The sequence below is a fragment of the Streptomyces sp. NPDC039424 genome (genome assembly GCF_055639495.1).
Window position 1 is genome coordinate 36896 of record NZ_JBVKAI010000018.1, and the last position, 19141, is coordinate 56036.

Annotated in this window: 19 protein-coding genes, 1 pseudogene and 1 riboswitch; of the genes and pseudogenes, 14 read left to right on the forward strand and 6 right to left on the reverse strand. The window is 71.2% G+C overall.

Features of this window, described 5'->3' with window-relative positions; translation table 11 throughout:
- Positions 1 to 72: 72 nt before the first annotated feature.
- Genes ACZ7L0_RS33455 through otsB form a run of 3 tightly spaced genes read left to right on the forward strand, consistent with a single transcriptional unit; the run spans position 73 to position 2509 of the window.
- Entirely contained in the window at positions 73 to 1332 is a 1260-nt protein-coding gene (locus tag ACZ7L0_RS33455) for an extracellular solute-binding protein (protein ID WP_471246286.1), read from the forward strand.
- A 34-nt stretch (positions 1333 to 1366) separates the two neighbouring features.
- Entirely contained in the window at positions 1367 to 1600 is a 234-nt protein-coding gene (locus ACZ7L0_RS33460) for a DUF3263 domain-containing protein (protein ID WP_471246287.1), read from the forward strand.
- Positions 1601 to 1651: 51 nt separating this feature from the next.
- Entirely contained in the window at positions 1652 to 2509 is an 858-nt protein-coding gene (otsB, locus tag ACZ7L0_RS33465; RefSeq protein WP_471246288.1) for a trehalose-phosphatase, read from the forward strand.
- A 507-nt stretch (positions 2510 to 3016) separates the two neighbouring features.
- Here the strand turns inward: otsB and ACZ7L0_RS33470 are convergent.
- Positions 3017 to 4423: an alpha,alpha-trehalose-phosphate synthase (UDP-forming) gene (locus ACZ7L0_RS33470; RefSeq protein WP_471246289.1), complete on the reverse strand. Its 1407-nt coding sequence runs from the start codon at positions 4421 to 4423 to the stop codon at positions 3017 to 3019.
- Positions 4424 to 4464: 41 nt separating this feature from the next.
- Positions 4465 to 5409, reverse strand: coding sequence for a glucosyl-3-phosphoglycerate synthase (locus ACZ7L0_RS33475; RefSeq protein WP_471246290.1), 945 nt, complete (start codon positions 5407 to 5409; stop codon positions 4465 to 4467).
- A gap of 130 nt (positions 5410 to 5539) precedes the next feature.
- Positions 5540 to 5706, forward strand: a riboswitch (SAM riboswitch).
- An 18-nt stretch (positions 5707 to 5724) separates the two neighbouring features.
- Here ACZ7L0_RS33475 and thrC point away from each other — a divergent pair.
- The 7 genes from thrC (at position 5725) to ACZ7L0_RS33510 (ending at position 13732) form a co-directional block, all read left to right on the forward strand.
- Positions 5725 to 7011 (forward strand): threonine synthase, encoded by a 1287-nt coding sequence (gene thrC, locus ACZ7L0_RS33480; RefSeq protein ID WP_471246291.1) that lies wholly within the window; start codon positions 5725 to 5727, stop codon positions 7009 to 7011.
- Positions 7008 to 7283: a MoaD/ThiS family protein gene (locus ACZ7L0_RS33485; RefSeq protein WP_471246292.1), complete on the forward strand. Its 276-nt coding sequence runs from the start codon at positions 7008 to 7010 to the stop codon at positions 7281 to 7283. Before thrC ends, ACZ7L0_RS33485 begins: the two co-directional genes overlap by 4 nt.
- Before the next feature lie 442 nt (positions 7284 to 7725).
- Complete coding sequence (locus ACZ7L0_RS33490; protein ID WP_004986573.1) at positions 7726 to 7929, forward strand: cold-shock protein; 204 nt, start codon at positions 7726 to 7728, stop codon at positions 7927 to 7929.
- A gap of 307 nt (positions 7930 to 8236) precedes the next feature.
- Entirely contained in the window at positions 8237 to 9859 is a 1623-nt protein-coding gene (gene groL / locus ACZ7L0_RS33495) for a chaperonin GroEL (RefSeq protein WP_471246293.1), read from the forward strand.
- A 180-nt stretch (positions 9860 to 10039) separates the two neighbouring features.
- The gene (locus ACZ7L0_RS33500; RefSeq protein ID WP_471246294.1) at positions 10040 to 11167 is read left to right on the forward strand and encodes an NADH:flavin oxidoreductase; all 1128 of its coding nucleotides are present in this window, start codon (positions 10040 to 10042) and stop codon (positions 11165 to 11167) included.
- 85 nt (positions 11168 to 11252) lie between these two features.
- Entirely contained in the window at positions 11253 to 12158 is a 906-nt protein-coding gene (locus ACZ7L0_RS33505; RefSeq protein WP_471246295.1) for a metallophosphoesterase family protein, read from the forward strand.
- A complete protein-coding gene (locus ACZ7L0_RS33510; protein ID WP_471246296.1) occupies positions 12158 to 13732 on the forward strand; it encodes a carboxylesterase/lipase family protein in 1575 nt (524 codons plus the stop codon). Before ACZ7L0_RS33505 ends, ACZ7L0_RS33510 begins: the two co-directional genes overlap by 1 nt.
- 14 nt (positions 13733 to 13746) lie before the next feature.
- Here the strand turns inward: ACZ7L0_RS33510 and ACZ7L0_RS33515 are convergent, their stop codons facing one another.
- Positions 13747 to 14319 carry a hypothetical protein gene (locus ACZ7L0_RS33515; RefSeq protein WP_471246297.1) on the reverse strand — a complete coding sequence of 191 codons (573 nt, stop codon included), beginning with the start codon at positions 14317 to 14319 and terminating at the stop codon, positions 13747 to 13749.
- Positions 14320 to 14495: 176 nt separating this feature from the next.
- Here ACZ7L0_RS33515 and ACZ7L0_RS33520 point away from each other — a divergent pair.
- Together ACZ7L0_RS33520 and ACZ7L0_RS33525 are read left to right on the forward strand one after the other, a co-directional pair.
- A pseudogene (locus ACZ7L0_RS33520) lies at positions 14496 to 14687 on the forward strand (hypothetical protein); the annotation flags it as partial.
- A 165-nt stretch (positions 14688 to 14852) separates the two neighbouring features.
- Positions 14853 to 15098, forward strand: a complete 246-nt coding sequence (locus ACZ7L0_RS33525; RefSeq protein ID WP_471246298.1) for a hypothetical protein — start codon at positions 14853 to 14855, stop codon at positions 15096 to 15098.
- Here the strand turns inward: ACZ7L0_RS33525 and ACZ7L0_RS33530 are convergent.
- The 3 genes from ACZ7L0_RS33530 to ACZ7L0_RS33540 form a co-directional block, all read right to left on the reverse strand.
- Positions 15058 to 16452: a PTS transporter subunit EIIC gene (locus ACZ7L0_RS33530; RefSeq protein ID WP_471246299.1), complete on the reverse strand. Its 1395-nt coding sequence runs from the start codon at positions 16450 to 16452 to the stop codon at positions 15058 to 15060. The genes ACZ7L0_RS33525 and ACZ7L0_RS33530 overlap by 41 nt on opposite strands.
- 16 nt (positions 16453 to 16468) lie before the next feature.
- Entirely contained in the window at positions 16469 to 17404 is a 936-nt protein-coding gene (murQ, locus tag ACZ7L0_RS33535; RefSeq protein ID WP_471246300.1) for an N-acetylmuramic acid 6-phosphate etherase, read from the reverse strand.
- A gap of 119 nt (positions 17405 to 17523) precedes the next feature.
- Positions 17524 to 18420: a MurR/RpiR family transcriptional regulator gene (locus ACZ7L0_RS33540; RefSeq protein WP_471246301.1), complete on the reverse strand. Its 897-nt coding sequence runs from the start codon at positions 18418 to 18420 to the stop codon at positions 17524 to 17526.
- Between the two features lie 55 nt (positions 18421 to 18475).
- Between ACZ7L0_RS33540 and ACZ7L0_RS33545 the strand changes: the two genes are divergently transcribed.
- Together ACZ7L0_RS33545 and ACZ7L0_RS33550 are read left to right on the forward strand one after the other, a co-directional pair.
- On the forward strand, positions 18476 to 18859 hold the full coding sequence (locus ACZ7L0_RS33545) for a hypothetical protein (protein ID WP_471246302.1): 384 nt from the start codon (positions 18476 to 18478) through the stop codon (positions 18857 to 18859).
- 7 nt (positions 18860 to 18866) lie between these two features.
- On the forward strand, positions 18867 to 19139 hold the full coding sequence (locus ACZ7L0_RS33550) for a DUF4031 domain-containing protein (RefSeq protein ID WP_471246303.1): 273 nt from the start codon (positions 18867 to 18869) through the stop codon (positions 19137 to 19139).
- Positions 19140 to 19141: the final 2 nt, after the last annotated feature.

A 19141-nucleotide genomic window follows, 5' to 3' on the forward strand; every position in this document is an offset into this window, starting at 1 on the left:
CCACTCGCGTGGTGTAGACCTTATGGAGTCCACATATTGAACAAAAGACAGCAGGGTTTGGGGCGTAACGCAGTGGCACGTCGTACGGCAGGAACGATCGCGGCGGCAGCCGCGCTGGGCATGACCGCGGTCCTCGGTGGCTGCGGGAGCACCGGATCGTCCGACGTGACCCTGAGACTCGTCGCCGCCGACTACGGGGACTCCGCCGCCGACAGTTCGAAGAAGTACTGGGACGAACTGGTCGAGCAGTACGAGGCCAAGCACTCCGGGGTGAAGGTCGAGGTCACCGTCTACTCCTGGAACGACGTCGACCGCAAGGTCAAGGAGATGGTCGACGCCGGCAAGGCACCCGACATGGCGCAGATCGGCGCGTACGCCGACTACGCGGCGGCGGGCAAGCTGTACCAGGTCTCCGACCTGCTCTCCATCCCCGTCCAGGCCGACTTCGTCTCCCAGCTCGCCGAGGCGGGCCAGTGGAACCATCTGCAGTACGGCATACCCTTCGCCGCCTCCACCCGCGTGCTCTTCTACAACAAGACCCTCTTCGCCCGGGCCGGCCTCACCCCGCCCACCACCTGGAGCGAGCTCGCCGCCGACGCCGAGAAGCTCAAGGCCGAGGGTGTGAAATACCCCTACGCGCTGCCGCTCGGCCCGGAGGAGGCACAGGCCGAGACCATGCAGTGGCTGCTCAGCGGGGACGGCGGCTACACCGACAACGTCGGCTCGTACTCCCTCGCCTCCTCGCAGAACATCGACACCTTCACCTGGCTCAAGGACGACCTCGTCGGCAAGGGACTGACCGGTCCGGTCGCCCCCGGCAAGCTCAACCGCGCCGACGCGTTCGCCGCCTTCGCCGACGGGCAGGTCGGCATGCTCAACGGGCATCCCACGCTGGCCAAGCAGGCCGCCAAGAAGGGCGTGAAGTTCGGTACGGTGCCGATGCCGGGGCGGACCGAGAAGGCGCAGTCCTCGATGGGCGTCGCCGACTGGATGATGGCGTTCAAGCAGAACGGGCACGCCGAGCAGGTCGGCGACTTCCTCGACTTCGTCTACAACGACAAGAACGTCCTCGACTTCTCCCGCCGCTACGGGCTGCTGCCGGTCACCGGTTCCGCCTCCGACATCATGGCCGCGTCCGGCCGGGACAAGGCCCTGCGGCCCTTCCTCCAGGAACTCCCGACCTCCTCCCTCTACCCCGTCGGCAAGACCTCCTGGGCGGCGGTCAGCGCCGGCGTCAAGAAGAGCATCGGCCAGGCGGTCGCCCCCGGCGGCAGCCCCTCCGCGATCCTCAGCCGCCTGCAGGCGACGGCCACCTCGGAGGACCAGAGCTGACCCGTTGTCGGTGCCCCGCGTTACCGTTCTGGGCATGGAACGGGACGAGCTCGGCCGACGCGAACAGGGCATCCTCGCGCTCGAACGCCGGGGCTTTGCGGGCCCCGGCGCCAAGGAGCGCGCGATACGCGAGGAACTGGGCCTGGCCCCCGTGCGCTACTACCAGCTGCTCAACGCCCTCCTGGACGACGAGCGGGCCCTGGCCCACGACCCGGTCACGGTCAACCGGCTGCGCCGGGTCCGCCAGGCACGGCGTGCGGAGCGCTGAGACCACCCGCTCCCAGGAGTGCATCCGGCGTCCCGTGGATAGGGTCGGTTCATGGGCATCCACACGACGGACTCGACGGACCCGCTGCCTACCCCCGTCACCCAGGCCGGGCGGGACGGGCTGCACGCGCTGCTCACCCGCCCGCGCTCCGCGGTGATCGGACTCGACTTCGACGGGACGCTGGCCCCGATCGTCGCGGACCCCGACCAGGCCCGCGCCCACCCGGAGGCCGTTCCCGCGCTCGCCGCCCTCGCCCCTCAGGTGGCCGCCGTCGCAGTGATCACCGGCCGCCCGGCCGGCGTCGCCGTGCGGTACGGCGGCTTCGCGGGCGTCCCCGGACTGGAGCACCTCGTCGTCCTCGGCCACTACGGCGCCGAACGCTGGGACGCCGGCACCGGCACCGTCAGCGCCCCCGCCCCGCACCCCGGCGTCACCGCCGTCCGCGCCGAACTGCCGGGCTTCCTCGACCGCATCGGCGCCTGGCGCGGCACCTGGATCGAGGAGAAGGGGCGGGCCGTCGCGGTCCACACCCGCCGCGCGGACGACCCCCAGGCCGCCTTCGAGGCCCTGCGCGAACCCCTCACCGACCTCGCCGCCCAGAACGGCCTGATCGTCGAACCCGGCCGCATGGTCCTCGAACTCCGCCCGCCCGGCATGGACAAGGGCGTCGCCCTGCTGGAGTACGTCCGCGAGATCGGCGCCGAGTCCGTCCTCTACGCCGGCGACGACCTCGGCGACCTCCCCGCCTTCGCCGCCGTCGACAAACTCCGCTCCGACGGCATCCCCGGCCTCCTGGTCTGCAGCGGCAGCACCGAGGTGACGGAACTCGCCGAACGCGCAGACCTCGTGGTCGACGGCCCCCAGGGCGTCATGAAACTACTGCGCACCCTCGCAGCAGCCCTGCACTGACCCACACCCCACAGCCCCGCCACCGGCCGCGACCACAGCGCGCCTGCCGCGCGACGCGCCCGCCGCACGCCCGGCGTCGCCGTCGCGGCATCGGTCGCCTGCGACGAGCCCCCGCAACGCTGCGCGGCGCGGTCCCGTCCTCCGGATCTGTTGGCCCGGTGCCGTGCAGCCCCTCCGCTGCTACGGCGCCGGTCGTCCGCGACGAGCTCCCGGCCCACTGCGCGCCTGCCGCGCGGCGCGTCCCGCCGCACGCCCGGCGTCGCGTGACCCCGCCGCCGCGGCAACGCCCGCCTGGCCCCGCCGCCGCGGCAACGCCCGCCTGGCCCCGCCGCCGCGGCAGCGTCCGCCTGTGACGAGCACCCGTACGCTGCGCGGCGCGTGCCGCGGCTGGCCCGGTGGTGGGCGGGCCGTACGGCGCGGGGCCGGTGGGCTGCGGTGAGCAGTCGGGTGGCGGATGGTGCGCCCGGGCGCCGTCGGCTGCTGGCGCAGGTCGCCTGGCGGGCGGGGTCAGGTGTTCAGGGCTCGTAGTTGGTCCAGGAACCACTGGGCCGGGGGGAGGGCGGTGGCCGCGGCTGCCAGCCGCTTGGTTCGTTCCGCGCGTTCGCCGGTGGGCATGGTGAGGGCCTGGTGGAGGGCGCGGGCGGTGCCGGTGATGTCGTACGGGTTCACGGTGACCGCCTCCTCGCCCAGCTCCTCGTACGCGCCCGCCTCCCGGGAGAGGACCAGGGCGCAGCCCTCGTCGGAGACGACGGGGACCTCCTTGGCTACCAGGTTCATGCCGTCGCGGATGGGGTTGACGAGGGCGACGTCGGCCAGCCGGTAGGCGGCCAGGGAGCGGGCGAAGTCGTCCTTGACGTGGAGGACGACCGGGGTCCAGCCGGGCGTGCCGTACGTGGCGTTGATCTCCTCCGCCACCCGCTGCACCTCGGCGGTGTAGTCGCGGTACACGGCGAGGTCCTGGCGCGAGGGGTAGGCGAAGGCCACGTGCACCACCCGCTCGCGCCACTCCGGGTGGTCGTCGAGGAGCTGCCGGTAGGCCAGCATCCCGCGCACGATGTTCTTGGACAGCTCGGTGCGGTCGACCCGGACGATCGCCTTCCGCGCCGCTCCGTCGGGCGCCGAACCGATCTCCCTCCGCAGCGCCGCCATCCGGTCCTTCACGTCCGGCTGGTGCGCCCGCTGCCGCAGGAAGTCCGCGTCCGCGCCGAGACCGTGCACGCCGACGCGGGTGCCGGAGGGCATGCCGGGGCCGAGGACCGCGTGACAGCAGTCGGTGAACGCGTCCGCCCAGCGCTGGGTGAGGAAGGCCGCCCGGTCCGCGCCCAGGATCCCGCCGAGCAGCTCGGCCGCGATGTCGTCGGGCAGCAGGCGGAAGTAGTCCGGCGGGGCCCAGGGGGTGTGGGAGAAGTGCCCGATGCGCAGGTCGGGACGGAGCTCCCGGAGCATCCGGGGGGCCAGGGCCAGGTGGTAGTCCTGGATGACGACCACCGCGCCCTGCGCCGCCTCCTGGGCCAGTGCCTCGGCGAAGGCCCGGTTGTAGGCCTGGTAGGACGCCCACTGGCGGCGGAACTCCGCGTCGAAGACCGGCTCCAGCGGGGTCTGGTACAGCATGTGGTGGACGAACCACAGCACCGAGTTGGCGATGCCGTTGTACGCGTCGGCGTACACGTCGGCCGGAATGTCCAGCATCCGCACGCCGGGCTCGCCCACCCCGCGCCGTACCGCCTCGCGGTCGCCGTCGGACAGCGCGGCGCACACCCACAGGGAGTCGGCGCCCGAACCGATCGCGGACAGCCCGGAGACCAGCCCGCCGCCACCCCGCTTGGCGTGCAGCGAACCGTCCTCGCGGACTTCGTACGAAACCGGGCCGCGGTTGGACGCGACCAGCACCTCAGCACCGTGCGTGGAAGCCATAAGCCTCAACCTAGCCCGGCCCGGAAACGCTCAAACGTGGGTCAGGCCACCCGACGCGCCGCGTACTCCGCGATCTCCGTCATAGGCGGCCGCTCCTCCGTGTCCACGGAGAAGGTGCGCGGCTCGAAGCCCTCCTCGCCCCGCTCGAACTGGGTGAGGGAGGGCCGGATCAGATGGCCGCGGGCCAGACGGAGCTGGGCGGTGCGGTAGATGGCGGCGGCCATCCGGCCGAGCGCCTGCCCGTCCTGGTGCCGGTGCTTGCGTACGCCCACGTCCACCTGGGCGAGGGCGTCCAGGCCCACCAGGTGCAGCGCGTCGACCAGCATGCCCAGCTCCACGCCGTAGCCGACGGGGAAGGGCAGCCGCTCCAGCAGCGTCCGGCGGGCCGCGTACTCGCCGCCGAGCGGCTGCACGAACCCGGCCAGCTGCGGCCAGTGCATGTTCAGCAGCGGGCGCGCCATCAGCTCGGTGACCCGGCCGCCCTGGCCCGCCGCCCCGCCGAGCGGACGGTCGTACATGCCCTTGACCAGGTCCACCTCCGGGTCGGTCAGCAGCGGTCCGACGATCCCCGAGACGAAGTCCGAGGAGAACTCCTTCAGGTCGGCGTCGATGAAACAGACGATGTCCCCGCCGGTGACCAGCAGGGAGCGCCACAGGACCTCGCCCTTGCCGGGCACGGCCGGTATCCGCGGCAGTATGTCGTCGCGGTGGACGACCCGGGCGCCCGCGGCGGCGGCCACCTCGGAGGTGCGGTCGGTGGACCCGGAGTCGACGACGACGATCTCGTCGACGAGCGGGACCTGCTGCATGAGGTCGTGACGGATGATCGCGACGATGTCCCCGACCGTCTCCTCCTCGTTGAGCGCGGGCAGCACGACACTGACCGACTGGCCCGTGCGCTGCTTGGCGGCCAGGAGCCGGTGGAGCGGGCGATCGGTCACGGACCAGGAGCGGGTGCTCAGCCAGCGCTCGACTTCTTCCAGCACAGTCTGCGGCTCCTCACTGTTGTCTCGCGGTTCGGACGACTATCTCAACTGTCCTGGCCTTCGGTTACAGTCTTGAACAACGCGGATGACCATCGCATGTCCGAGGTCGTCGTCGTTCACAACCGCATACCGCTCATCCAGAGGGGCAGAGGGACACGGCCCGATGAAGCCCCGGCAACCCTCCAGTCGGTTCTCGTAGATCGTTTCCGATCGCTTTCGATCGTTTCCGCGAGGCTCCCGGCTAGGGAAGGTGCCAAATCCGTCTCACGGCGAGATGCGTCGTGAGGAAGATGAGGAGAAAGGGCCTCGCCTCACATGGCTGTGCAGACTGTTGCAAGCACCACCGACTCCACCGTAGACCTCGGCCCCGCCGCGGCGCTGAGCTGCCGTGAGTGCGGCCACCGGGTACCGCTCGGACCGGTCTTCGCCTGCGAGGAGTGTTTCGGCCCGCTGGAGATCGCCTACGACTTCTCGGCGTACGACACCGAGGAGCTCCGGGCACGGATCGAGGCGGGACCCGCGAACATCTGGCGCTACGCACCCCTGCTGCCCGTCCCGGCGGACGTGGCGACCAAGCCCAACATCAACCCCGGCTGGACCCAGCTCGTCCAGGCCGACAACCTCGCGCGTGAACTCGGCATCAACGCGTCGCGGTTGTATGTGAAGGACGACTCCGGCAACCCCACGCACTCCTTCAAGGACCGTGTGGTGGCACAGGCACTGGAGGCGGCGCGCGCCTTCGGTTTCACCACCCTCTCCTGCTCCTCCACCGGCAACCTGGCCGGTGCGGTGGGTGCCGCGGCGGCCCGGGCCGGCTTCCGCTCCTGCGTGTTCATCCCGCACGACCTGGAGCAGGGCAAGGTCGTCATGGCCGCGGTCTACGGCGGCGAGCTCGTCGGCATCGAGGGCAACTACGACGACGTGAACCGCTTCTGCTCCGAGCTGATCGGCGACCCGGCGGGCGAGGGCTGGGGCTTCGTCAACGTCAACCTGCGGCCGTACTACGCGGAAGGGTCCAAGACCCTGGCGTACGAAATCTGCGAGCAGCTCGGCTGGCGGCTGCCCGACCAGATCGTCGTCCCGATCGCCTCCGGCTCGCAGCTCACCAAGATCGACAAGGGTCTGCAGGAGCTGATCAAGCTCGGGCTGGTCGAGGACCGGCCGTACAAGATCTTCGGCGCCCAGGCCGAGGGCTGCTCCCCGGTGTCGACCGCCTTCAAGGCGGGCCACGACGTCGTACGGCCGCAGAAGCCGAACACCATCGCCAAGTCGCTGGCGATCGGCAACCCGGCCGACGGCCCGTACGTCCTCGACATCGCGCGCCGCACCGGCGGTGCGGTGGAGGACGTGACCGACGAGCAGGTGGTGGACGCCATCAAGCTGCTGGCCCGCACCGAGGGCATCTTCGCGGAGACCGCGGGTGGCGTGACCGTGGGCGTCACGCGCAAGCTGATCGAGAACGGTGTCCTCGACCCCACCAAGACGACGGTCGTCCTCAACACGGGCGACGGCCTCAAGACCCTGGACGCGGTGGCCGGCACCGGCCTGACCGCTACGATCCGCCCGAACCTCGACTCCTTCCGAGAGGCTGGCCTCGCATGAGCGTGACCGTCCGCATCCCCACCATCCTGCGCACCTACACCGGCGGTCGGGCCGAGGTCCAGGCCGACGGCGCGACCCTCGCCGAGGTCATCGCCGACCTGGAGAAGAACCACACGGGTATCGCCGCGCGTGTCCTGGACGACCAGGGCAAGCTGCGCCGGTTCGTCAACGTGTACGTCAACGACGACGACGTGCGCTTCGAGCAGGGACTGGAGACGGTGACCCCGGACGGCGCGGGTGTGTCGATCATTCCGGCCGTCGCCGGCGGCTGATTGAAGATTGATCAATTACCGTCGGTAACGCCAGTTACCGAGAGTTCATCGAATTGCCCCCTCCGTGAGAGAAACGGAGGGGGCAATTCAGTGTGATTGAGCGCGGTACAGTTGGGGAACCCGCTCCTGATCTCCGGGTCGGTGACCCTGGATTCATGCCGCGCGCCCGACAAGATGTAGCCAAAGTGTGCGGGTCTTTTGCGCCTTTTGAGGCTTTTGTGTAGCCCGACTTGCCCTGAATTCAGCCGAATTTTTGGCAGATTCCCGACCGGGCCCGTCCGGATTTCTCGTCCGATTGACCTGTTGCAGACGGCAGTTGGACAGATACATTCAGCCGCGGTCGACGCGTTCCGGCGCACGCCCCCAATCCATGGGGGGTGAGGTCTGACCCGGATCCGCGAAGTGTGGATCTGTGCAAGGGCCAGTAATAGGGGAGTTAGGCATGGCTCAGGGCACCGTCAAGTGGTTCAACGCGGAGAAGGGGTACGGCTTCATCGCGGTCGACGGTGGTGCGGACGTCTTCGTCCACTACAGCGCGATTCAGATGGACGGCTACCGCACCCTGGAAGAGGGCCAGCGGGTCGAGTTCGAGATCTCGCAGGGCCAGAAGGGTCCGCAGGCCGACATGGTTCGCGTCACCGCCTGAACGTTAATACAAGTGAAGGGCTCGTGCCTCTCGGGGTGCGGGCCCTTCGCCCTGTCCGGGCGGGGGCGCACCCCTGTTCGCGCGCGGCGGAGCGCCCCGCCCAAACCCTGGTAGCCGCTTGCACTCGACCATGCCGAGTGCTAATCATTGGCGTTAGCACTCTGAAGGTGAGAGTGACAGCGAAGGACCGGGTCGGTGAGGCCCGCAGGCCAAGTGGGGCAAGGAACCACGGGGTCCGCGAGCCGTCCGTCGCGGGCGCGGGCGCGGTCCGAAGGAATCACCCCCAGTCCTGGAGGGACCACTTCACATGGCCAAGATCATCGCGTTCGACGAGGAGGCGCGGCGCGGCCTCGAGCGCGGCATGAACCAGCTCGCGGACGCCGTCAAGGTGACGCTCGGCCCCAAGGGCCGCAACGTCGTCCTCGAGAAGAAGTGGGGCGCCCCCACGATCACCAACGATGGTGTCTCCATCGCCAAGGAGATCGAGCTCGAGGACCCGTACGAGAAGATCGGCGCCGAGCTGGTCAAGGAAGTCGCCAAGAAGACGGACGACGTCGCCGGTGACGGTACGACCACGGCGACCGTCCTGGCCCAGGCGCTGGTCCGCGAGGGCCTGCGCAACGTGGCCGCCGGTGCCAACCCGATGGCCCTGAAGCGCGGTATCGAGAAGGCCGTCGAGGCCGTCTCCGCCGCCCTGCTGGAGCAGGCGAAGGACGTCGAGACCAAGGAGCAGATCGCCTCCACGGCCTCCATCTCCGCCGCCGACACCCAGATCGGCGAGCTCATCGCCGAGGCCATGGACAAGGTCGGCAAGGAAGGCGTCATCACCGTCGAGGAGTCCCAGACCTTCGGTCTGGAGCTGGAGCTCACCGAGGGTATGCGCTTCGACAAGGGCTACATCTCGGCGTACTTCGCCACCGACATGGAGCGTATGGAGGCCGTCCTCGACGACCCGTACATCCTGATCGCCAACTCCAAGATCTCCTCGGTCAAGGACCTGCTCCCGCTGCTGGAGAAGGTCATGCAGTCGGGCAAGCCGCTGCTGATCATCGCCGAGGACGTCGAGGGCGAGGCCCTGTCGACCCTGGTCGTCAACAAGATCCGCGGCACCTTCAAGTCCGTGGCCGTCAAGGCCCCGGGCTTCGGTGACCGCCGCAAGGCCATGCTCGGCGACATCGCCATCCTCACGGGCGGCGAGGTCATCTCCGAGGAGGTCGGCCTCAAGCTGGAGAACGCGACCCTGGACCTCCTGGGCCGCGCCCGCAAGGTCGTCATCACCAAGGACGAGACCACCATCGTCGACGGCTCCGGCTCCGCCGACCAGGTCGCCGGCCGGGTCAACCAGATCCGCGCCGAGATCGAGAACAGCGACTCGGACTACGACCGCGAGAAGCTGCAGGAGCGCCTGGCGAAGCTCGCCGGCGGTGTCGCGGTCATCAAGGCCGGTGCCGCCACCGAGGTGGAGCTCAAGGAGCGCAAGCACCGCATCGAGGACGCCGTCCGCAACGCCAAGGCGGCCGTCGAGGAGGGCATCGTCGCCGGTGGTGGCGTGGCCCTCATCCAGGCCACCGCCGTCTTCGAGAAGCTGGAGCTCGAGGGTGACGAGGCGACCGGCGCCCAGGCCGTGAAGCTCGCGCTCGAGGCCCCGCTGAAGCAGATCGCCGTCAACGCCGGCCTCGAGGGCGGTGTCGTGGTGGAGAAGGTGCGCAACCTGACCCCGGGCCACGGCCTGAACGCCGCGACCGGTGAGTACGTCGACCTGGTCAAGGAAGGCATCATCGACCCGGCGAAGGTGACCCGTTCCGCGCTGCAGAACGCCGCCTCCATCGCCGCGCTGTTCCTCACCACCGAGGCCGTCATCGCCGACAAGCCGGAGAAGGCCGCCGCGCCCGCCGGTGGCGGCATGCCGGGCGGTGACATGGACTTCTGATCCTCACCGGGATCACGAGTTCATCGCTGTACGAGACCGAGGGCGGCACTCCCTGGAGACAGGGGGTGCCGCCCTCGGGCGTGTCCGGGATCACAGCGCGGCCGGAATGCCGCGCCGGACGAGTCGGTTTTACTGCATGCGTATGCACATACCGACTGGTCAACCCTGAGGAGCCCCCACGTGACCGTCACCGCCACCGAGTCCGCCGCCCGCGCGGCGCTGATCCTGTCCCGGCCGACGACGATCAACGGCCTGACCGTCCCGAACCGCATCGCGATGGCGCCGATGACCCGTAAGTTCTCCCCGGGCGGCATCCCCGGCGAGGACGTGCTGTCGTACTACGCCCGTCGCGCCGCCGCCGGTGTGGGCCTGATCGTCACCGAGGGGACGTACGTCGGCCACGAGTCGGCGGGTCAGAGCGGCCGAGTCCCCCGCTTCCACGGCGAGGAGCAGCTCGCGGGCTGGCAGAAGGTGGCCGGGGCGGTGCACGAGGCGGGCGGCACCATCGTCCCGCAGCTCTGGCACATCGGCACGGTCCGCAACCAGGGTGAGCTGCCCTACCCGGACGCCCCCTCCGTCGGCCCCTCCGGCCTGCGCATCAACGGCACCGCCGACGCCAAGACGATGACCCGGCAGGACCTGGACGACGTCATCGGAGCGTTCGCCGAGGCCGCCGCCGACGCCGAGCGTATCGGCTTCGACGGCGTCGAGATCCACGGCGCCCACGGCTACCTCATCGACCAGTTCCTCTGGGCCGGCACCAACCGCCGCACCGACGCCTACGGCGGCGACCCCGTGGCCCGTACCCGGTTCGCCGCCGAGATCGTCGCCGCGGTCCGCGAGAAGGTCTCGCCGGAGTTCCCCATCCTGTTCCGCTACTCGCAGTGGAAGCAGGAGGCCTACGACGCCCGGCTCGCCGAGACCCCCGAGGAGCTGGAGGCCATCCTCACCCCGCTCGCCGCGGCCGGTGTCGACGCCTTCCACGCCTCCACCCGCCGCTACTGGTTCCCCGAGTTCGACGGCTCCGACCTCAACCTCGCCGGCTGGACGAAGAAGCTGACCGGCAAGCCCGCCATCAGCGTCGGCTCGATCGGCCTCGACGGCGACTTCATCAACGCCTTCCAGGGTGAGGGCTCCCCGGTCAAGGGCCTCGACGACCTCCTCGACCGCCTCGAAGCCGACGAGTTCGACCTGGTCGCCGTCGGCCGCGCCCTGCTCCAGGACCCCGAGTGGGCGGCGAAGGTCCTCGCCGGCCGCTTCGACGAGCTGAAGCCGTACGACGCCGCCGCGCTGAAGACGCTGAGCTGACGACGGAGGGCTGACACGCGGAACGGAGCCAGGGCCGGGACATTGGCCCTGGATCCGCTGCCAACCCCCCGTTACGGTGCGGGAGATGAGGATCCTTCACCTTTCCGACACCCACATCGAGCGCACCGCCACCCCCGACGCGCAGGGCGCGCTCGCCACCGAGTCCCTGCGCCTGATGCTCACCGAACTGCGCCACCAGCGGAACATCGACGCGATCGTCGTCAGCGGCGACCTCGCCGACGACGGAGCGGTGGAGGCGTACCGGACCGTACGGGAGCTGGTGGGGGAGTTCGCCCGTGTCCGGCAGGCGCCGGTCTTCTACAGCACCGGCAACCACGACGAGCGCGAGGCGTTCGGCAAGGTGCTGGGCAGCGGGCATCTGGCGGCGGACGGCACCGACCGGGCGGAGACCGTCCTTCAGTCGGCCGAGCGGGAACGGGCGGCCGTGAGCACCGTCGGCGGCCACCGCTTCGTCACGCTGGACTCCCTCGTACCCGGCAAGGTGTACGGCCGCCTCGGCACCGCCCAGCTCGACTGGCTCCGCGAGGTGCTGCGGACGCCCGCCGAACACGGCACGGTCCTGGTCTTCCACCACCCTCCGGTCACCCTCGACGTACCGACCCAGCGGGCGTTCGGCCTGCTCGACCCGGCCGAACTGGCCGACGCGATCCGCGACACCGACGTCCGGGTGATCCTCACCGGACACTTCCACCTCCAGCTCTTCGGCTTCCTGGAGCGGACGCCGGTGTGGGTCACGCCGGGCGTCGTCAGCCGCGTCGACCTGACCTGTGCCCCCGGCACCGAACGGGTGGTGCGCGGGGCGTCGGCCTCGCTGGTGGAGCTCGGCGGACCGGCGAGCCCGATGTTCCACACCTTCCACGCCCGCGACCCACGGGCGCACGAGACGGTGTACCAACTGGACGAGCAGCGCACGCGAGACTTCATCGAGAAGCACGCCGCGGAACAGCCGCAGACCAGTAGGGAGCTTTGATGACGACCACGGAGTCCCACGGGGCGACGAACTCCTCCTCCCCCTCCTCCTCGGCCGAGGGGCCAGTCGTACGGACCACCGCGGGCGCCGTGCGCGGGCGCCGCGAACACGGCCTGGCGGTCTTCCGGGGCATCCCGTTCGCCGAACCCCCGGTCGGGCCGGCGAGGTTCGCGGCACCGCGCCCGCCCCGGGCCTGGGACGGGACCCGCGAGGCGTACGAGTTCGGGCCACCGCCCCCGCAGGAACCGGGCCTCCAGGCTCGTACGGGCGCCGTACCGGACATCCCGCGGGACGACGACTGGCTGACGGTCAACGTCTGGACCCCCGAACCGGACCCGGCGTCCGCCCGCCCCGTCATGGTGTGGATCTACGGCGGCGCCTACAAGCTGGGCCACGCGGGCAGCCCCGGTTACGACGCCCGGCACATCGCCCGCGACGGCGACCTCGTCGTGGTCACCTTCAACTACCGCGTGGGCATCGAGGGCTTCGCCGCGCTGGACGGCGCCCCCGCCAACCGCGGCCTCCTGGACCAGGTGGCGGCCCTGGAATGGGTACGGGACAACATCACGGCGTTCGGCGGCGACCCCGGACAGGTCACCGTCATGGGTGAGTCGGCCGGCGCCGGATCGGTGGCCTCGCTGCTGGCGATGCCGAGGGCGAAGGGCCTCTTCGGGCGGGCCATCGCCCAGAGCGTGCCGGGCACGTACTTCTCCGACGCCCTCGCCCGGGACATCGGCACCGCCCTCGCGGCGGAGGCGGGCCTGCGCCCGACGGCCGCCGACCTGTCGACGGTCGACCCGCGCAAACTGACCTACGCGGGACTGGCACTGGGCGAGAAAATGGTCCGGTACCTCGACCGGTGGGGCAAGGCCGCACCCACGACGACCCCCTTCGCCCCGGTCGTCGACGGCGAGGTGCTGCCCACGACGCCCTGGCAGGCGCTGGCGTCCGGAGCCGCCCGGGACATCGACCTCGTCGCCGGCCACAACCGCGACGAGTTCCGCCTCTTCCTCGCCCTCGGCGGTATGACCGGCCGGATCACCGAGGAGCGGGCGACCTCCGCGCTGCGCCTGTACGCACCGGGCGGCGAGGCCGGTGAGCAGGCCTACCGGGCGGCGTTCCCCGAGGCCACCCCGGCCGAGCTGTACGAACGCGTCCAGACCGACTGGCTGTTCGCCATCCCCACCCTCCGTCTGGCTCAGGCCCAGCGAGCGGGCGGCGGCCGTGTGCACTACTACGAACTCACCTACCCCGCCCCCGGGAACGGCGGCACCCTGGGCGCCTGCCACTTCCTGGACGTGTCGTTGCTGTTCGGCAACTTCAAGGCCGACCTCGGCGCCCTGCTCTTCGCCGGCGTCGACGTCCCTCCGGAGGCGGAGGCACTGTCGTCCCGCTTCCGCCGGTCCTGGACGTCGTTCGCCCGGACGGGCGACCCCGGCTGGCCGGAGTACGACGACGAGCGGCGCCTGGTGCAGGTGCTGGACGTGGAGCCGACGGTGACGGCGTTTCCGCAGGAGGCGAGCCGCCGGCTGTGGGAGGGGTACGGGTTCGAGGCACTGCCGCTGGCCGGCTGAGGGGGGCTGGAGTACTACAGATTCCCCAGCGGCTCGATGTCGGTCTGCACGGGGGTGCCCCACACCCGCAGCACCTCGTAGTCGGTGAACTCGTGCACCAGCCGGTACGCCATCGCGGGCCGCGACCCGCGCCGCTGGGCGGCGAGGTACAGCTCTGCCTCCCTGCGGTCCCGGCGCGGGGTGCCGCACAACTGCCACTCCCTGCCGTTCCACAGCTCCGGCAGCCAGCGCTGCTGGGGCTGGGGGCGGTCCCCGCGGACCCCGTAACGGGACGGGGCGGAGGACGCGGATTCAGCGGTCTGCGGCCGGCCGCCGCCGAACTCCGACCGCCGGGCGGCGCGCCGCCGGGTCTCGCAGAGGAGGCAGAGATCGGGGGCGCTCTCGTCGACGGGCCCGGTCGGATGTTCGGGACACCGGGTGGTGGCGGCGCCGTTGCCGACGCTCTCGTCCAGCAGATCCAGAGCCCGGCGCAGGTCGGCCTTGACCTCGTGCAGCCGGGCGTCCGGCGTGTCGACGGTGAGCGCGTCCCCGTGCTCGCCGAGCACGCGGAGGGCGCGGCCGAGGGCGGTGAGTTGGGCGTGGTTCATGATCGGTCCACGTAGTCCTTCGGATGCTCGGGCGAGAGGGGGTGACCTGGGTGCCTCCCGCCATTGTCGTGCTTGCGCGGGCCGGACAGGCGTCGCGGCAGGTGATATCGCCGGGCCGGACGGGTAGCGGTCACTCTGTGTGTCGATACGGCAACTCATCGTGGAGGGAGACGGAGATGCGCTCGACCGAGGAAGTCGTGGAGTCCCTGCGGGCCGCCCTGGAAGGCGTCGGTGTGGTGTTGCCCTCCCTTCGGGTCGACCCCGTCACCGGAGCCAGCGAGAAGCCGTTCGCCCTGGTCGATCTGGGGCGCTGCAACGTACGTACGGCCGAGCGTCTGACGGACGCGCTGCGGGCGATGTCGCGGCCCTGACGGCTGGATCCGGTCAACCTCCGCCCCTCCCGAGGTCATGCTGACAATTTTGGCGGCATCTCACGGGCACCACCAAGGCCCGCCACTTCACCCTCTACAGCCTGCGCCACACCTCGGGCGGCAGCGCGCCCGGACAGCGACATCCCCGCCAAGCTCGCCCTGATGAACCCGATGTTCCACCTGGTCGAGAAGGTCAACCCGCACCGCGCGAAGCACTGGTGGATCCGGCTCGGCACCAAGGACTCCGACACCTCGCTGACCGTCGCCTCCAACCCGGCCGCCCGGCTGGACAACCTCGGCGACGACGTCGACATCAAGTACTACTGGGACGCCGGGCACGGCGCCGACCAGGACCCCGGCGACTTCATCAAGTGGATCGCCCGGGTTTCCGGCTACCGGGCGGGCTGACGACCACATACGTCGCCAGGAAGCCCACCCCGTACCCGACCAGCAGTCCCCCCGCGTAGATCGACGCCGTCAGGGCCAGGCTCCTGTTCCCCGCCAGCAGCGGGAACAGGGCCCAGCCCGACGGCCCGATCGCCGTCGCCCCGACCTTGTCGCCCAGCATCGCGAAGAACCCGACGAAGGCCCCGCCCGCCGCCCCGCCCGCACAGGCGGTCAGGAACGGCCGCCCCAGGGGGAGGGAGACGCCGTAGATGAGCGGCTCGCCGACGCCCAGCAGACCGGCCGGGAGCGCCGACCTGATCGTCGTACGCAGCGAGACGTCGTGGCGCAGGCGGACGTACACCGCCAGCGCCGCGCCCACCTGGCCCGCGCCCGCCATCGCGAGGACCGGGAGCAGGACCGTGTAGCCCTGCTGTTGGATGAGGGTGGTGTGGATGGGGATAAGGGCCTGGTGCAGGCCCAGCATCACCAGGGGCAGGAACAGCCCGCCCAGGACCAGTCCGGCGAACGCGCCCGTGGTCGCCAGCAGCCAGTCGGCCGCCGTGCCGATCGCCGAGGCCACCGCGCCGGCCGCGTACATCAGGCCGTAGAGCGTCACCAGGCCGGCGACCAGGACGGTCACGGTCGGCGTCAGCAGCACGTCCAGGGCGCCCGGCACTCGGCCCCGGCACCACCTCTCCACGTACGTGCCCAGCAGCGCCGCCGCCAGCGCGCCCAGCACCCCGCCCTGCCCGGGGACCAGGTGCACACCGAACGCCGTCACCTTCGCCACGCCCGGGTACACGACCACGGCCGCCACCGCCCCGCCCAGCACCGGCGTGCCCCCGAACTCCTTCGCCGTCTGGTAGCCGACGAACACCGCGATCAGCGCCATGAAGGCGGAGGCGATCGCGGAGAGGGCGGGGGTCAGGCCCGGTAGCCAGCCGGCGTTCACCAGCAGGCCGCTCAGGCCGGCGAGGACGCCGCAGCCGATCAGGGCCGGGATCAGGGGGACGAAGACGTTCGCGACGCGGCGGAGGGCGGTCTTGACCGGGGTCGCGTTGCGCTGCCGGTGCCGCTCCCTCAAGCCGGCGCCCCGGGCGGCCAGTTCCTCGGCGGTCGTGCGGGCCGCCAGCAGGGCCTCGACCTCCGCCGTGACCTCGGCGACCACCCCCGGCCCCAGCACGATCTGGCACGACCCGCCGTCCACGACCAGACCCAGCACCCCGGGCAGCCCCCTCAGCCCCTCCTCGTCGACGACCGACGGATCGGCGAGCCCGAGCCGCAGCCGGGTCATGCAGTGGGCGACGGAGGTGACGTTCGCGGGACCGCCCACCAGGGGGAGGACGGCGGCGGCGGTGTCGTACGAGGTGTGCACCCCCCGAGCGTGCGGGTCAGCCGCCCGTCGCCGCCAGCGCGGCGCGCAGATGGCCGCCGGAGTCCTCCAGAAGGCGGGCGGCCGTCGGGCCGTCCACGCCGGCCAGGAGGACCAGGATCGCGTTCTTCACCTCGCCGCCGCTCTCCGTGAGGGCCTTCTCGATCTCCTCGTCCGCCGCGCCCGTGGCCAGCGCGACGATCCGGCGGGAGCGGGCGCGCAGCTTGTCGTTGGAGGCGCGTACGTCGACCATCAGGTTCCCGTACGTCTTGCCCAGGCGGATCATCGTGATCGTCGACAGCATGTTGAGGACCAGCTTCTGGGCCGTACCCGCCTTCAGCCGAGTGGAGCCCGTGATCAGCTCGGGGCCGACGACGACCTCGATGCCGTGCTCGGCCGCCGCCGCGAGCGCGCTGTCCCGGTTGCAGGCCAGGCCGATGGTCAGGGCGCCCTGGGCGCGGGCGTGTTCGACGGCGCCGATCGCGTACGGGGTGCGGCCGGAGGCGGAGACGCCGACCACCGTGTCCTCGGGGGTCAGCTTCAGCGCGTCCAGGTCCCGGTGCGCCAGCTCCTTGGAGTCCTCCGCCCCCTCCACGGACGTCACCATCGCCTCCGGGCCGCCCGCGATCAGGCCGACGACCCGGTCGGGGTCGGTGTTGAAGGTCGGCGGGCACTCGGAGGCGTCCAGCACGCCGAGCCGTCCGGCGGTGCCCGCGCCCGCGTAGATCAGCCGCCCGCCGCGCCGCATGCGCTCGGCGAGGGCGTCGATGGCGGTCGCGATCCGCGGGAGCTGTTCGGCGACGGCGGCGGGCACGGCCGTGTCCTCACCGTTCATGAGGCGGGTGATCTCGCGGGTGGGCAGCCGGTCGATGTCGGCGAGTTCCGGACGGAACGCCTCGGTGGTCAGGGCGGCCAACTCGGCGCGCAGGTCGCGGGCGTCGGAGGTGGAGGTCATGGGGGGTGGCTCTTTCCGGTTTCCCTTTTCACGGGGACTGCGGTTTCACGGGGACTGCGGTTTCACGAGGACATCGGTTTCACGAGGACTTCGGTGAGGATGGCGCAGCGTGCCCGGGTTCAGCGTGAACCACTCCGATGGCGGTGGGCCAGTGCCTCGTACGAGGCAGCCAGCGCCGGCGCCGCCGTTTCGTAGGTCCGCTGCGCCACCCCGACGAACAGGCAGTCCACCACCAGCAGCTGACCGGTCCGCGAGGACATCGCGGCCGGCCGCAGTTCGCTCTCCCGGGCCGTGGACGTGGTCAGCACATGGTCGGCGTACTGGGTGACCGGCGAGTCCGGCCGCCCGGTGACCGCCACCGTCGTCGCCCCGTGCTCGAAGGCGACCCGCAGCGGCTCTATGACGTCCCCCGTCGACCCCGAGTGCGTGATCGCGATCGCCACGTCCCCCGCCCGCAACTGCACGGCGTTGGTGACGGCGAGGTGCGGATCGCTGTGCGCGTGGGCTATCAGGCCTATCCGCAGCAGCTTCTGGGTGAGGTCCTGCGCGACCAGCCCCGAGGCGCCGATGCCGTACACGTCCGTCCGCCGGGCCACGGCGAGCGCGGCGACGGCGGCGCCGAGCTGGGCGGTGTCGAGTCCGGCGGCGGTGTCGGCGAGGGTCTGCTGCTCGTCGTAGGCGAGTTTGGCGACGACGTCGGCCAGAGGGTCGTCGACCGCGATGTCGGTGGTGATGGCGGGGGCGCGGCCGGACTGCTGCTGGGCGGCGAGGCCGGCGAGGGCGAGGCGCAGGTCGCGGTAGCCGGGGTAGCCCAGCAGGCGGGCGGTGCGTACGACCGTGGCCTCGCTGGTGCCGGTGAGTTCGGCGAGGCCGGTGACCGTGAGGGCCGCGCAGCCCGCCGGGTCGTTCGCGACGGCTTCGGCGACGCGCTGCATGGAGCGGGTCATCGACGGGGCGAGCGTGCGGACCTTGGCGGCCAGGGCTCCCCCGAAAATTTCCTTCACGTCCTGGGTCACGAATGAAAGATATTTTCGGCTCGGTGTCCCGGTCAAGAGTGCGCACAATGGGTGCATGAACCCCATCAGCCCCCTGGAGCAGGCGTTGCACGCCGCCCGCGCCCTCGTACTGGCCGACCTGGTCGCGGGTGATGTCGCCGAGGCGGACGTCGTCTCGCTGGTCGAGGAGTCCGTCGCCCAGCGGCGGTGGTGGGTCGAGCAGTGGCCGGAGGGGCAGGGCTATGTGGCCGGGCTGATCGCCCAGGACGTGCAGGACGCGCTCCTGGACCGGTACGGGCGCTGGCCGCTGTGCCCGGTGTGCGGCTCCGGCGACCCGCACGCCCTGGACGTCGAGCCGGAACTCGGGCCCGACCCGCACTGGGTGTGCCACAAGGCGGGCGTGAAGGTCGCGGCGGTGGGGGCGCTGGGGCCGGTGACGGGCGGGATGTCGTCCTCGTGAGGCTCCCGTGACGGTGTACATCGACCCGCCGGCCTGGCCCGGACACGGCCGCCTGTGGTCGCACCTGGTCAGCGATGTGTCGTACGACGAACTGCACCTCTTCGCCGGGGAACTCGGCGTGCCCCGGCGGGCCTTCGAGCGCGACCACTACGACATCCCGTCGCACCGGTACGCGGACGCGGTGGCCGCCGGAGCGGTGGAGGTCAGCAGCCGCGAGGTGGTGCGGCTGCTGCACAAGTCCGGACTGCGCAGACGCAAGCGCCGGGGGACTGACGGCTAGGC

Bases quoted from the DNA above. Each gene is read 5' to 3' on its own strand.
- ACZ7L0_RS33460 (WP_471246287.1), top strand. From the start codon at position 1,367: ATGGAACGGGACGAGCTCGGCCGACGCGAACAGGGCATCCTCGCGCTC.
- otsB (WP_471246288.1), top strand. From the start codon at position 1,652: ATGGGCATCCACACGACGGACTCGACGGACCCGCTGCCTACCCCCGTC.
- ACZ7L0_RS33470 (WP_471246289.1), bottom strand. From the start codon at position 4,423: ATGGCTTCCACGCACGGTGCTGAGGTGCTGGTCGCGTCCAACCGCGGC.
- thrC (WP_471246291.1), top strand. From the start codon at position 5,725: ATGGCTGTGCAGACTGTTGCAAGCACCACCGACTCCACCGTAGACCTC.
- ACZ7L0_RS33485 (WP_471246292.1), top strand. From the start codon at position 7,008: ATGAGCGTGACCGTCCGCATCCCCACCATCCTGCGCACCTACACCGGC.
- ACZ7L0_RS33490 (WP_004986573.1), top strand. From the start codon at position 7,726: ATGGCTCAGGGCACCGTCAAGTGGTTCAACGCGGAGAAGGGGTACGGC.
- groL (WP_471246293.1), top strand. From the start codon at position 8,237: ATGGCCAAGATCATCGCGTTCGACGAGGAGGCGCGGCGCGGCCTCGAG.
- ACZ7L0_RS33505 (WP_471246295.1), top strand. From the start codon at position 11,253: ATGAGGATCCTTCACCTTTCCGACACCCACATCGAGCGCACCGCCACC.
- ACZ7L0_RS33510 (WP_471246296.1), top strand. From the start codon at position 12,158: ATGACGACCACGGAGTCCCACGGGGCGACGAACTCCTCCTCCCCCTCC.
- ACZ7L0_RS33515 (WP_471246297.1), bottom strand. From the start codon at position 14,319: ATGAACCACGCCCAACTCACCGCCCTCGGCCGCGCCCTCCGCGTGCTC.
- ACZ7L0_RS33525 (WP_471246298.1), top strand. From the start codon at position 14,853: ATGAACCCGATGTTCCACCTGGTCGAGAAGGTCAACCCGCACCGCGCG.
- murQ (WP_471246300.1), bottom strand. From the start codon at position 17,404: ATGACCTCCACCTCCGACGCCCGCGACCTGCGCGCCGAGTTGGCCGCC.
- ACZ7L0_RS33545 (WP_471246302.1), top strand. From the start codon at position 18,476: ATGAACCCCATCAGCCCCCTGGAGCAGGCGTTGCACGCCGCCCGCGCC.